The organism is Vibrio sp. 2096 (assembly GCF_033339595.1).
Lineage (GTDB): Bacteria > Pseudomonadota > Gammaproteobacteria > Enterobacterales > Vibrionaceae > Vibrio > Vibrio alginolyticus.
Map to the genome: position 1 here is coordinate 460216 of NZ_JAWOUX010000002.1, position 13561 is coordinate 473776.

General features: G+C 46.8%; 11 protein-coding genes. 9 read left to right on the forward strand and 2 right to left on the reverse strand.

All coding sequences use genetic code 11. From position 1 onward, the window contains the following. Positions 1 to 6: 6 nt before the first annotated feature. Complete coding sequence (locus tag R7Q41_RS05425) at positions 7 to 1350, reverse strand: glutamine synthetase family protein (RefSeq protein WP_318144402.1); 1344 nt, start codon at positions 1348 to 1350, stop codon at positions 7 to 9. A 340-nt stretch (positions 1351 to 1690) separates the two neighbouring features. On the opposite strand from R7Q41_RS05425, the gene R7Q41_RS05430 reads away from it, so the two are divergent. From R7Q41_RS05430 to R7Q41_RS05470, 9 genes are all read left to right on the forward strand, one after another. Then, positions 1691 to 2437: a gamma-glutamyl-gamma-aminobutyrate hydrolase family protein gene (locus R7Q41_RS05430; protein WP_005377814.1), complete on the forward strand. Its 747-nt coding sequence runs from the start codon at positions 1691 to 1693 to the stop codon at positions 2435 to 2437. Between the two features lie 18 nt (positions 2438 to 2455). After that, complete coding sequence (gene puuR / locus R7Q41_RS05435; protein WP_005377813.1) at positions 2456 to 3013, forward strand: HTH-type transcriptional regulator PuuR; 558 nt, start codon at positions 2456 to 2458, stop codon at positions 3011 to 3013. Positions 3014 to 3048: 35 nt separating this feature from the next. Continuing rightward, positions 3049 to 4533 (forward strand): aldehyde dehydrogenase, encoded by a 1485-nt coding sequence (locus R7Q41_RS05440; RefSeq protein WP_054577889.1) that lies wholly within the window; start codon positions 3049 to 3051, stop codon positions 4531 to 4533. A gap of 37 nt (positions 4534 to 4570) precedes the next feature. Next, entirely contained in the window at positions 4571 to 5848 is a 1278-nt protein-coding gene (locus tag R7Q41_RS05445; protein WP_005377810.1) for an NAD(P)/FAD-dependent oxidoreductase, read from the forward strand. A gap of 17 nt (positions 5849 to 5865) precedes the next feature. Continuing rightward, the gene (gene aguB / locus R7Q41_RS05450) at positions 5866 to 6732 is read left to right on the forward strand and encodes an N-carbamoylputrescine amidase (protein WP_132936616.1); all 867 of its coding nucleotides are present in this window, start codon (positions 5866 to 5868) and stop codon (positions 6730 to 6732) included. 12 nt (positions 6733 to 6744) lie between these two features. Then, on the forward strand, positions 6745 to 7827 hold the full coding sequence (gene aguA, locus R7Q41_RS05455; RefSeq protein WP_318144403.1) for an agmatine deiminase: 1083 nt from the start codon (positions 6745 to 6747) through the stop codon (positions 7825 to 7827). A 54-nt stretch (positions 7828 to 7881) separates the two neighbouring features. Beyond that, on the forward strand, positions 7882 to 9309 hold the full coding sequence (locus R7Q41_RS05460) for an NAD-dependent succinate-semialdehyde dehydrogenase (RefSeq protein WP_005377806.1): 1428 nt from the start codon (positions 7882 to 7884) through the stop codon (positions 9307 to 9309). A gap of 14 nt (positions 9310 to 9323) precedes the next feature. Beyond that, positions 9324 to 10595, forward strand: a complete 1272-nt coding sequence (gene gabT, locus R7Q41_RS05465) for a 4-aminobutyrate--2-oxoglutarate transaminase (RefSeq protein WP_005377805.1) — start codon at positions 9324 to 9326, stop codon at positions 10593 to 10595. 345 nt (positions 10596 to 10940) lie between these two features. Then, the gene (locus R7Q41_RS05470; RefSeq protein WP_318108024.1) at positions 10941 to 12437 is read left to right on the forward strand and encodes an EAL domain-containing protein; all 1497 of its coding nucleotides are present in this window, start codon (positions 10941 to 10943) and stop codon (positions 12435 to 12437) included. A gap of 132 nt (positions 12438 to 12569) precedes the next feature. Here R7Q41_RS05470 and R7Q41_RS05475 read toward each other — a convergent pair whose 3' ends face one another. Beyond that, positions 12570 to 13457 (reverse strand): DMT family transporter, encoded by an 888-nt coding sequence (locus R7Q41_RS05475; RefSeq protein WP_042522534.1) that lies wholly within the window; start codon positions 13455 to 13457, stop codon positions 12570 to 12572. Positions 13458 to 13561 lie beyond the last annotated feature (104 nt).

Sequence of the window (13561 nt, forward strand, 5' to 3'; positions counted from 1 at the left end):
CTTTGTTTATGCCGAGTGCAACATCCAGTCGATTTCCAATGGAGTAATCGCTCGCTCAAATTCTGCGAGTTCACTCTGTTTGCAAGCTAGATACAAATCGATAAAGTCTCTTGAGATGTATTGAGCCAGCTCACTGTGCTCCAGTCGCTCTAGAGCTTCTGACATACGCAGAGGTAACTCAATTGCATCATCACTGAGAGTCGGTGGACATTGATCTTTGGTGTAGCTTTCACTCGCTAATACTGCGGAAAGTACTACTGCAGCGAGAATGTAAGGGTTAACGTCAGCGCCTGCTATACGATGCTCTATACGGCGATTTTTGCTATCGCTGATAGGCACACGCAACGCAACACCACGGTGGTTTTCTCCCCAATCGGCTTTGGTCGGGACGTAAGCGCCAGGAACAAAGCGACGGTAAGAGTTAACGTTAGGACAGATTAGGGCCATGGAATCGGATGTTTGTGACAGCATCGCTGCCATGGTTTGATAGAAGAAGGCGCTCGCTTGACCGTCTGGCTGGCTAAAGTGGTTGTTACCATCTGTATCAACCAAGCTGAGGTGAATGTGCATGCCATTACCCGCTTGCTCACTAAAAGGTTTCGCCATAAATGTTGCGTCAAATCCGTGCTGATGAGCGACTTGGCGAATCAAGCGTTTTGCGATGATGATTTCATCACATGCTCGAAGTACATCTTTAGAATGGTTGAAGTTGATTTCGAACTGCCCTGGTGCCGATTCAGATAGGGCTCCGGAAGTGTTTAAACCTTGTTCTAATGCAATTCGATTAAGGTCGGCCAAGAAATCAGCGTAGTCATCTAGTCCATCAAGGTCGTAAACCTCGGTATCTTTTTCTCGAGTTTTTTTCGTGGGGTTAATTGCCGTCAATGGTTCGCCATTTTCGCCGCGGGTTTTGTCTATTAAATAGAACTCCAGCTCGAGCGCGACACAAGGATATTGGTCTTTAGCATGCAGTGTTTGCAATATAGAAGCGAGAATGTTTCGGATGAACAGTGGGTTAGGGTGCTGCCCGGTTTCATCCATCATACTAAGCAGTAGCTGACCAACTTGTTCTTTTGCCGTCGGCATTAAGGTGCCGCTGATTGGATAGCAGAGATTATCTGGCTCTCCGAGATCTTCTCCCAACCCGGCCGTTTCAACGACGTTACCTTTGCTATCTAGGGTGATGGTCGAAAGGGGGAGGGCAACACCTTTATTCAGTTTTTCTAGAGCATCTATCGGGATGCGTTTTCCTCTTGGGGTGGCATTTATATCGGTAAAGATGAGATCGATAAATTCAATATCGGGCCATTTTTGTTTAAAATTTTGTACTTCCTGTAGATACGATTCCATTTTATTCTCCAAATAGCCTGACGAGTAGAAATTAGAAATAACCAAATTAACAAATAAATTACAGCACTCTGAGCGAGCTGTTTGTTTTTTAGGTTATTTTTAATTTAAATATGTACTTACACTGTGTTTTTGATGTTTAACGGCTGGTTTTTATGTCTTTCTGTTAACTATTTTGTAACAGTTGGTTTTGTTTTGTTCAATATAATGAGCATAAATATTCAGTTTTGAAGCCTAAAAAGTGCTTCAGATCACGTTGTGACGATAATAATGGTCATCTGTGTTGATAATTTTGTACATGGTTTGTAGGGTTTGTGTTAAATAAATTGAACACGGACATATCATGGCAGATACACACAAACCCATCATTGGTGTGGTTAGCTGCGCTAAAGAGTTGGGTGGCTATCAGATACAAGCGGTCAACGACTTTTACCTTCGCGCCATAAAGGATTTTGGAGGACTACCGATTATGTTGGCTCCCGACATGTCGGGCGATGACGTAACCACCATCCTAGACATATGTGATGGTTTTCTTTTTCCTGGCAGCCACTCTAACGTTGCGCCACATCGATACAATGCAACGCACGAAGAGAGCTACAAAGATGAAGCTCGTGATGAGCTCTCATTCACGTTAATTCGTCATGCGGTTGACCAAAACATTCCGTGCCTTGGTATTTGCCGCGGCTTTCAAGAGATGAATGTCGCACTCGGTGGCTCGTTAAACCCAGCCGTTCATGACTCCGGCTTCAATGACCATCGTGAAGCGCCTGTTGAAGATTTCGAACAAAAATACGCGCCAGCACACGCTGTGCTAGTTCAAAAGCAGAGCTTATTTGAACAATGGCTGGTGCAAAATCATTGGGAAAATACCACCTTCTTTGAAGTGAACACACTACACAACCAAGGCGTCGATCAGCTTGCTCCTCTATTACAAGTAGAAGCTAAAGCCCCGGATGGCTTGGTAGAAGCATTTAGTCTTCCTAATCAAAAATTTTTCGTTGGCGTGCAGTGGCACCCAGAATGGGAAGCAAAAACCAATCATTTCTCTCAAATTTTGTTCAATGAATTTATGATGGCTACCTCTCGTTAAACGTTTGGAGCTGTATGAATGGACAATCAAGAGATTGGTAAAAATATTGTTCAGTTACGAAAAAAACATGGATTGTCACAAAGGGAACTAGCCGAGCGCGCTGGTATTACCCACAGTGCGATCTCATCCATTGAAAATGGCAAAGTGAGCCCGTCGGTCAGCTCACTACAAAAAATCGTTAATGTATTTTCTTTATCGTTATCAGAGTTTTTCACTTTTGAACAACCTTCGAACGATGAAGTGAAAGTAGTCATCAAGCCGTCAGATCTTGTGGAAATCGGAAGCGAGACGGTGTCCATGAAACTGGTAACGAATGGCGACAAAGATCAAGTCATCGGATTCTTGATCGAGGAATACGCACCTTATGGAACCACTGGTGCGGCAGAAATCAAACACGAAGGCGAAGAGATTGGCACCGTATTAGAGGGCGAAATCACTCTGGAATATAAAGGGCAATCTCATGTCATAACAGCGGGCGAGTCGTACATTATTGATACGACGAAGCCCCATCGATTTACAAATCACACAGACAAGGCTTGTCGAATGATAAGTGCGCATACGCCAACCACATTTTAGTGGGGGCTTGCCTTGTGTGATCACAAGGAGAGCGTATGAAAACCCAAGAGCAATGGATTGAACTAAAAAACAATCTAAACATCGAAAACAGGGCGTACATTAACGGTGAATACAGTGCCGCTTTAACAGGGCAAACCATCCCGGTAGTTAACCCAGCAACAGATGAGATATTCACCGAAATCGCCCGTTGCCAAAATGAAGATGTTGATCTCGCGGTTTCATACGCTCGCCAAGCATTTCAATCCGGTCAGTGGAGCGAGAGCAGCCCAGCTCATCGCAAAGCAGTGCTTAAACAGTTTGCTGACTTGATTGATCAAAACCAAGAAGAATTGGCTCTGCTAGAAACGCTTGATACCGGTAAGCCTATCTCTCACAGCTTCTCTACCGATATCCCTGGTGCGGCGAGTGCATTACGCTGGTACGCAGAAGCAATCGACAAAGTATACGGCGAAGTTGCCCCAACTGAAAAAGATGTACACGCTTTTATTTCTCATCAACCAATTGGTGTGGTTGCTGCGGTTGTACCGTGGAACTTCCCCCTTTGGCTTGCGTGCTGGAAGCTTGGCCCTGCTTTAGCCGCTGGTAACAGCGTGATTCTAAAACCGTCAGAAAAATCTTCTCTCACCGCGATATTCCTAGGTCAACTTGCTTCTCGAGCGGGCTTACCAACAGGCGTTTTCCAAGTCGTTACGGGTTTTGGTCATGAAGCTGGCGACGCGCTGGCGAAACACCAAGACGTAGACTGCATCGCCTTCACAGGCTCGACGCGCATTGCAGGTCAACTGATGGTCAGATCGGGTGAGAGCAACCTAAAGCGTGTGTTTGCAGAAGCGGGCGGCAAGAACGCGAACATCGTGTTTGAAGATTGTGATGATTTAGATCGCGCAGCAGCAGAAACCGCCGCAGGGTGTTTCTACAACCAAGGTGAGGTGTGCGTCGCGGCAACCCGCCTGCTTGTTCACGAAAGCATCAAAGATCAGTTCTTAGAAAAAGTTATTCAAGCGTCGAAAGCGTTCACGCCAAAAGACCCAATGGACCCAAGTTCATCCATGGGAGCGCTTATCGATCAAGATCATAAATCAAAAGTGTTGGAATACATCTCGTTAGGTGAATCAGAAGGTGCAAACGTACGTTGTGGCGGCGATGTCGATGGGCAAGGTGCATTTGTTTCCCCAACCATTTTAGACAACGTCGACAACAAGATGCGTGTCGCTCAAGAGGAAATTTTTGGTCCGGTGCTGTGTGTCATTCCATTCAAAGACGAAGCGCAAGCAATCGAGATCGCTAACGATTCGAAGTACGGCTTAGGCGCGGCACTCTGGAGTAGCAATATCAACCGCGTTCATCGCGTAGCAAAACGACTGCAAGCCGGCTCGGTTTGGGTTAACAACTACAACGAAGGTGACATGACGGTTCCATTTGGTGGATTCAAAATGAGCGGAAACGGTCGAGACAAGTCTCTCCACGCGATTGAAAAATTCACCGAAACCAAAACCACTTGGATTCGCCTCCATCCTTAAGCCTGCTGACGATTACGATAAATAAAGGAATAGTTCTATGAACAAGCATACGGATTCGTTCTACGCGCACTCTGTGCCAAACATGCCGGAATACCCACAGTTGCAAAACGACATCGAGTGCGATGTGTGTGTAGTCGGTGCGGGATTTTCTGGTCTTTCTTCTGCACTACACCTTGCAGAAAAAGGTTTTAAAGTCGTTGTGTTAGAAAGCGCAAAAGTGGGCTTTGGAGCAACTGGTCGTAACGGTGGCCAAATCGTTAACAGCTACAGCCGAGATGTTGACGTGATTGAAAGCCGTTACGACCAAAACCAAGCCAAAGCTCTGTGCGATATGATTTTTGAAGGCGGCGATATCATCCGTGGCCTGATCGACAAATACGACATCAACTGTGATTACAAGCAAGGCGGCTTGTTCACGGCACTGAACAGTAAACAACTCAAAGGGCTAGAAGAACATAAGAAGAACTGGGAGCGTTACGGCAACGACCAACTGACTCTGCTTGACGCAGGAGAGGTAGAACAAGCGGTAGGCACTAAAGTATACACTGGCGGCTTACTGGATATGCGCGGTGGTCACATTCACCCGCTTAAACTGGCATTGGGTGAAGCTGCTGCGTTTACGTCTCTAGGTGGTCAAATCTTTGAGCAGTCGGCGGTCGTGTCGATTGATAAAGGTATTAACCCAGTAGTGAAAACGGCGAAAGGCAGCGTGAAGAGCAAGTACGTGGTACTGGCAGGTAACGCCTACCTTGGTGGTTTGGCACCAAACATCAGCAACAAAGCGATTCCGTGTGGCACACAAGTGGTGGCGACTCAGCCTTTGAGTGATGAGCAGCTAAAACAAGTGCTGACCAGTGACTACTGCGTTGAGGACTGTAACTACTTGCTGGACTACTTCCGCTTAACCGCCGATAAGCGTTTGTTGTTCGGAGGTGGTGTGGTTTACGGAGCACGTGACCCAGAAAACATCGAAGCACTGATCCGTCCGAAGATGGAAAAAGTCTTCCCACAATTGAAAGGCATCAAGATTGATTACACCTGGACAGGTAACTTCTTGCTGACTTACTCACGCATGCCGCAATTTGGCTCGTTTGCAGACAACATTTACTACCTACAAGGCTACAGCGGTCACGGTGTAACGTGTACTCACCTAGCAGGTAAGTTGCTGGCCGAAGCTCTGACCGGACACGCAGAACGCTTTGACGCGTTTGCTGCACTGAAACATTACTCCTTCCCGGGGGGCCGCCACTTCCAAATTCCGTTTACGGCAATGGGCGCGGCTTACTATAACCTACGTGACAAACTGGCGATTTAAGAGATAAGGAATATCCAATGAGTAAAGTAGTGAAATTTGCAGCCCTTCAACTGACGAAAAGCTGGGATCTGGAAGATAACTTAGCCAAAGCAAAAAAGGCGATTCGTGAAGCAGCACAAAACGGTGCAAACGTGATTCTTCCGCAAGAGCTGTTCGCTGCGCCTTACTTCTGCAAAAAACAAGAAGCAAAGTATTTCGAGCTTGCAGAAGAAACGGAGAATTGTCGTCTTATTAAAGAGATGAGTGCGTTGGCTAAAGAGCTCGGCGTGGTGATTCCTGTCAGCTACTTTGAAAAAGCGGGCAATACGTTTTTTAACTCGCTAGTGATGATTGATGCCGATGGTACGGTACTAGATAACTACCGCAAGTCACACATTCCTGACGGCCCGGGCTACAGCGAGAAGTACTACTTTAGCCCTGGCGATACCGGTTTCAAAGTGTGGCAAACCAAGTTCGGTAAGTTCGGTGCTGGCATTTGCTGGGACCAATGGTTTCCAGAGCTTGCACGCAGCTTGGCTCTGCACGGCGCGGAAGCGATTTTTTACCCAACTGCAATCGGTTCTGAGCCTCAAGATCCGACACTGGATTCACGTGACCACTGGCAACGTACAATGCAAGGTCACTCGGCAGCAAACCTCGTTCCAGTGATTGCGTCAAACCGAGTGGGCACTGAAGTCGATGATGGTATCGAGACCACGTTCTACGGCTCTTCTTTTATCACTGACCACACTGGTGCAAAAATTGCCGAAGCACCGCGTGAAGGTGAAACCATCATTTACGCAGAAATCGACCTCACTACGACAGCGAAAGCGCGTCACGCGTGGGGCTTGTTCCGCGACCGTCGTCCAGACCTTTACACCAGCGTTGGCAAACTAGCCGTTTAAAGAGGCGTTAAAATGAAGTTATCGACAACACCAGCGCACGATGGCTTCTATTTTCCGGCTGAGTTTCAGCCGGTTAGTGAAGTTTGGCTAGCGTGGCCAGAAAGGAAAGACAATTGGCGTGATGACGCATTACCCGCGCAAGAAACCTTTGCCAGAATCGCGAACTTAATCGCGGAAGTGACCAAGGTGTGCGTGGCGGTATGCTCGCACAACTTTGACCGAGCGCGTCAAATGCTCCATTCAGACGTACGTTTGGTGGAAATCCCATTTAACGATGCGTGGATGCGCGATATTGGGCCGACCGTGCTTGTGAATCAGGCGGGTGAGCGCCGTGGGATTAGTTGGCAATTTAACGCGTGGGGCGGCGAATACAACGGGCTTTACGATAACTGGCAGCAGGACGATCTTGTCGCTGGCTCGGTGTGCGACATCATCGGTATTGATTATTACCGCGCACCGTTTGTACTTGAAGGTGGGGCGATTCACACCGATGGTGAAGGCACCCTTTACACCACAGAGGAGTGCTTACTCAGCCCAGGACGTAATCCGCAGTTGAGCAAAGCGCAAATCGAAGAGCAGTTAAAGGCGTACCTCGGTATCGAAAAAGTCATTTGGTTGCCAAATGGTTTATTCAATGACGAAACAGACGGCCATATCGACAACCTGATGCACGTTATCGCCCCGGGTAAAGTGGTACTAAGTTGGACCGATGACCCAAGCGATCCGCAATACGCGTTATCTCGTCAAGCGGAACAAGTACTGAAATCTCAGCACGATGCGAGAGGGCGCGAGATTGAAATTGTCCGTTTGCCATTACCGGGTCCGTTGCATTACAGCGAGCGTGAAGCCAATGGCATTGACGCCAGTTCAGGAATGAGTCGACAAGCTGGCGAACGCCTAAGTGCCTCTTATGCCAACTTTCTTATCGTCAACGAGCATGTGTTCTTGCCGATGCTGGACGAAGAGACCGACGCTATGGCGATCGATATTTTGCAAAACGCGATGCCGGAATACCAAATCATCGCGATACCGTCGAGAGAGGTTCTACTCGGCGGAGGGAACATTCACTGTATTACGCAGCAGATCCCTGCTTAAACATAAACTCGCCGCTGGCTTAGCGGCGATGATGAGTTGTCAAAAGGAATGACCATGCAACAGATACAAAACCAAAGCCTTGTTTCGTTTATGGTAGCGAATCCACAACAGGGCATTGCAGTGACTAATCCGGCGACCGGAGAACTCCTCGGGTACGCACCAGTCTCAACCGAAAACGACATTTTAAATGGCATTGAACGTGCCAGTGTGGCGCAGAAAGAGTGGGCGGCACTGCCAGCAAAAATGCGTGCTGGCATGCTCAATCGTTGGTTCCAACTTCTGTTAGAAAACAAAGCCGACCTTGGCCGTTTGATGACGTTAGAGCAAGGTAAGCCGCTAGCGGAAGCTCAAGGTGAAGTGCTTTACGGTGCGAGCTTTATCGAATGGTTTGCTGAAGAAGCGAAACGTACCTACGGTGAGACGATTCCTGCCCCAAGTGCAGACAAGCGTTTGGTGACCATCAAACAGCCAATTGGTGTCGCCTGTGCGATTACACCGTGGAACTTCCCAATTGCGATGATCACGCGCAAAGCAGGTCCAGCTTTAGCGGCAGGCTGTAGCTTTGTCGTAAAACCATCTGAATCTACGCCGCTGTCTGCGTTTGCGGTCGCAGAGCTTGCCTATCAAGCGGGTATCCCTCGCGATGTGCTGCAAGTGGTATTGGGGGAAAACTCCCGTCAGGTCGGTGCTATCTTCACTTCGCATCCGTTGATTCGTAAGTTGTCTTTCACTGGCTCTACCCAAGTTGGTAGTGTGCTGATGCAGCAAAGCGCGGCGGACATTAAACGTACCTCAATGGAGCTCGGTGGCAACGCGCCGTTTATCGTATTCGATGATGCCGACATTGATGCAGCCGTGGCGGGTGCGATGGCGTCGAAGTTCCGTAACGCAGGCCAAACGTGTGTTTGTGCGAACCGTTTCTACGTACACAGCAAAGTGTATGTCGAGTTCGTTGCTAAGTTTGACGCTGCGGTTCAGCAGCTCAAAGTTGGTAACGGATTGGAAGAGGGGGTCAACATTGGTCCAGTGATCAGCGAGTCAGCGAAGCAAGGCATTCAGACGCTTATTGATGGTGCTATCGAGCAAGGCGCGAAGCCGGTTTCAGAACTTAAAAAGCTCGATGGTCTATTTATGCAGCCAGTGGTTCTCAAAGACGTTACTCACGACATGAAGATTGTCTCCGAGGAAATCTTTGGCCCTGTCGCGCCAGTGATTCGTTTTGACAGTGACGCACAGCTGATCGAAATGGCGAACGACACCATTTACGGTCTTGCGTCGTACTTCTACAGCCAAAACATCCACCGTGTTTGGAAAATCGCAGAAGCGCTCGAATATGGCATGGTTGGCATTAACGAAGGCATGATTTCTACTGAAGTCGCTCCTTTCGGCGGTGTTAAGCAGTCCGGCATCGGACGCGAAGGAGCAAAACAAGGTATCGATGAATATATGGACGTGAAATATCTCTGCTTTGGCGGCAACTAATTAAGGACAAAACAATGACAAACCAACAACTGCACGAAAGAAGAAGCCAAGTTATCGCTCAAGGCATGGGCGCACTGTACCCACTTTACGTAGAGAAAGCAGAAAACGCTTACGTATGGGATATCGAAGGCAACAAATACATAGACTTTGCAGCGGGTATCGCGGTAACTAACACCGGGCATTCTCACAAGCGCATTAGCGAAGCGGTAAAAGCTCAGCTGGACAATTTCTCACACACGTGTGCGATGGTTACGCCATACGCGTCATTCGTAGAGCTGGCTGAAAAGCTGACAGAACTTGTACCAGGTGAGACTAAGAAGAAAGCGATCTTTCTAACCACTGGCGCCGAGGCGGTCGAAAATGCCGTAAAAGTGGCACGCGCTCATACAGGCCGTAGCGGCGTGATAGCGTTTAAAGGCGGCTTTCACGGTCGCACAAACATGACGATGGGGTTAACTGGTAAAGTTGCGCCGTACAAAGCGGGCTTTGGTCCTTTCCCGAACGAAATCTACCACGCGCCTTACCCAAATGCGTTTCACGGCATCAGCGTTGAGCAAAGCTTACAAGCGATCGACGATTTATTTGCTTGTGATATTGAACCATCACGTGTTGCGGCGATCATCTTCGAGCCAGTACAAGGTGAGGGCGGCTTCTACAAAGCACCTGAAGCGTTTGCACAAGGCTTGCGTCAGCTGTGTGACAAGCACGGTATCATGCTGATTGCGGATGAGATCCAAACGGGTTTTGCCCGTACCGGTAAAATGTTTGCGACGGAGCACCTAGGCATTGAACCCGATCTAATGACAATGGCGAAAGGCATTGCTGGTGGTTTCCCAATCTCAGCGGTGGTTGGGAAAGCGGATGTGATGGACTCTGCGCTGCCGGGTGGTTTAGGTGGCACTTACGCGGGCTCTCCACTCGGTTGTGTTGCTGGTCTTGAAGTACTGAAAATCATCGAAGAAGAAGACTTGTGTGCTAAAGCAATGGGCATCGGTGAAGTGGTCAATGCTCGTATGACTAAACTGCAACAGTCAGTGCCTGCTATCGGTGAAATCCGTACTACAGGTGCGATGATGGCGATTGAATTTACTGACCCAGAATCAGGTAAACCACTGCAAGAGATGACTAAAGCGGTGATTTCTAAAGCGCAAGAAAACGGCCTTATCCTGCTTTCTTGTGGAGTAAAAGCGAACGTGATTCGTCTGTTACCTCCACTGACCATCGAATCTGACGTGCTAAATGAAGGCCTAGATAAGTTGGAAAAAGTGATTCTTGAAGTGGCGTAATTCACGCGCTTTTAAATAGCAATAACAAATCAAGGAAGCGGTTGGCATCAATCGTTTCCTTTTTGTTTTTTAGCGTATCTGCTGCCTATCTAAAAAGTATTGCTCAAGCTCCAAGTTGTCACTTTTATTACGGATGACTTAACAATTGGGTTCGTCCTTACTTTCCACTTAGTCGCTACTTTGTTCTCCTCGAATGTGGTTTGGTGCTCGCATTCTAAATCCCGACATCTGAAAGCCACTTGAGTCTATAATTTTATTGAGCGTCATTCCTCACTTTTTGGACTATAAAAATGAGATAGTATTCATATCCCACTTAGGTTGCTTGACAGATTAGCAGGACGAACTTTGATAACAAAGAATACAAGGTATGCCACTTTACTCGGCTTAGTTCCCATCGCCATATTTGTAGTGGCCTTTCATTCGATAACCAACTTTTACGTCAACTCGGTAAAAGCGTCGAAAATAGATGCTTACGTAGAATATTTAAATCAAAGGTCTGCCTATTTGGACGGAGCAATAGTGAAGCAGATTGCTCAGTTAGATTTTACTTGTAGTGATAGTGATGTAAGAACTTTACGCGACCCACGTTTTTATAACCGTTACATTCGTTTTATTGCGATGACCACAGAAGGCGGAAAAACGTGTTCCACGGTTGGTAGTGAAGTGTCTCGCCCATCTAGTAGTGAACGATTTCAGATGGATGAAAACTTTTCCGCATCACTTATTTTGCCGCAACAGAATGACCAAATAGAGTGGATGGTCATTTATGATAATGAACACGTTGAAGTCTTCTGGGTGCTTGATAACAGTTGGGTTAACGAGGTAATAAAAACGCCTTGCAAAGACTGCCTATTTGTAGAGTTTAAGTATGATGAACCAATATTTGGTGATTTAACGATAAGCCGTGGCAAAGCGAATATTGCAGGAGAAGAAAACGCACTATCAAAAGAGTTTTTCTTTTCAGGAGATTCTCAAGCCAACATGCTCATAAAGATATACAGCGGTGAAAAACTTAAAAATTATGCTCAGGAAAGAGTACTTTTGTGGGGCGGCCTTGTAAGTGTGCTTGCTGGTCTTGTGACTGCATTTTCATACATATCTGGTAAAAGCTTGAGAAAATCCATTACAGGTCTAATTGAAAATGGGATTAGTAATACAGAATTTATTCCTTACTACCAGGCGATTGTCGATAGTCGCGATGGTAAGACAGTAGGATATGAAGCTCTGATTCGATGGTCGCGACGTGATGGAATGGTGCCACCAAATATGTTTATTGGTGCTGCAGAAGAAAGTGGCCTGATTATCCCGATGACCAATCAGCTTATTCGTAAAATCATACAAGACTTAAGTGACTTGCCCGAGCATACGTGGGTCAGCATCAATATTGTTTCCTCCCATTTAGAGTCAGGCGTATTAACGAAGTTGCTGTCGGAGTTAAATTGGCCAATCTCGAATAGAATTCATTTTGAGTTGACCGAGAGAATACCAGTAAAAGACACTGAGGCCGCGAAAAAAGAGATTTTGTATTTAACGAATAAAGGCTACAAGTTCAAAATTGACGATTTTGGTACCGGATATGGTGGCTTTTCTTACCTACAAGATTTGGGCATCCGGTGTGTAAAAGTGGATAAGATGTTCATTGATCCAATAGGATCTGACGATCAAAAGTTGAAAGTGCTGGACTCAATTGTGTCTGCAGCGAACAAAGCGGAATGTGAGATGATTGCAGAAGGTGTAGAGAGCCAGGCTCAAGTCGAATACCTGGCTCAGCATGCGATTTACCTTATTCAAGGTTATGTTTACGCTAAACCAGAGCCCCTGACTAACCTTGCAAGCGCTTAACAGCCATAACGTCAAAACGTACCGTTTTAAAGGTGTCAGTTGCCTAGGTTAGCGCTGATTTCTGCTGATGGGGTCACACTTGAGGATTCCTAACACTCTCATTACTTCTAGAGTGTTAGGAATTAACGTTACTTAGGAGGAGAGTGCGGCTCTTTTCGCTTTGATCGACGTAATGAGCTGAGGTAGTAATGACATTACGATCATTCCTAGCATTAAGCTGTATTGCAGAGGAGTGAACGTTTCCCCCAATAGCAGTAGGCCCGAAACAATGCCTGCGACTGGGTTTGCAATACCACCAAAGGTAAAATCTACGACCGACATCCGCTGCAATAACCATACATACATGCCATACCCTAATGCGGTGTTCAGAATAATTACCCACAGTAACCCTAGAATATTCGTCATGGATACGTCCTGAACGACCGTAACATATGGCTCTGGATTGTTTATCGCCAGCACACTTGTTGCGATAGACATAATCACGCCACCCAAAATGAGCTGCCATGTTAGCACTGTCCACCAGTGCATTTTTGTACCTAGTGACTTTGTTACGCTACTTCCTATCACGATGCACATAATGGCGGAGATCATCGCAAGTAAGCCCACGGGTTCGAGAGAAATAGAGCTAGGATCAAATAAGAACCAAGCTAAAGCAATCAAAGTTGCGCCGCTTATCGCTTGAATGCCACTAGGCTGACGTTTGTAGACCGCCCAACCAAACAGCATCGCAAAAACGGGGACCGAAACCATACCAACACCAGAGATGGCAGAAGGAAGCGTCAACGCCATGACAAAAATGAGACCAAAGAAGCAAGCGATGTTGATGGTTCCTAAAACAAGCAGCACTTTCCACTCACTTCTTTTTGGAAACGAGGGCTTTATTGCCAGCAACAAAAGACCCGCAGGCAGTGCCCTTAGAGCGCCAAGTAAAACGGGAGGCCAGTCCGGTAGAGTAAACTGAGTAACAGCGTAAGTCGTCCCCCAAAAAAAGGCAGGAATCATCGCAAGTAAAATGTTCATGTTAAATATCTTTATGTAGAGATAATTAAATGTAACGATATCGGCAAGGTGGCTTTTTGTAAAGTATCTTTATGTTAAAATAAAAAATATATGATGTTTGGAGA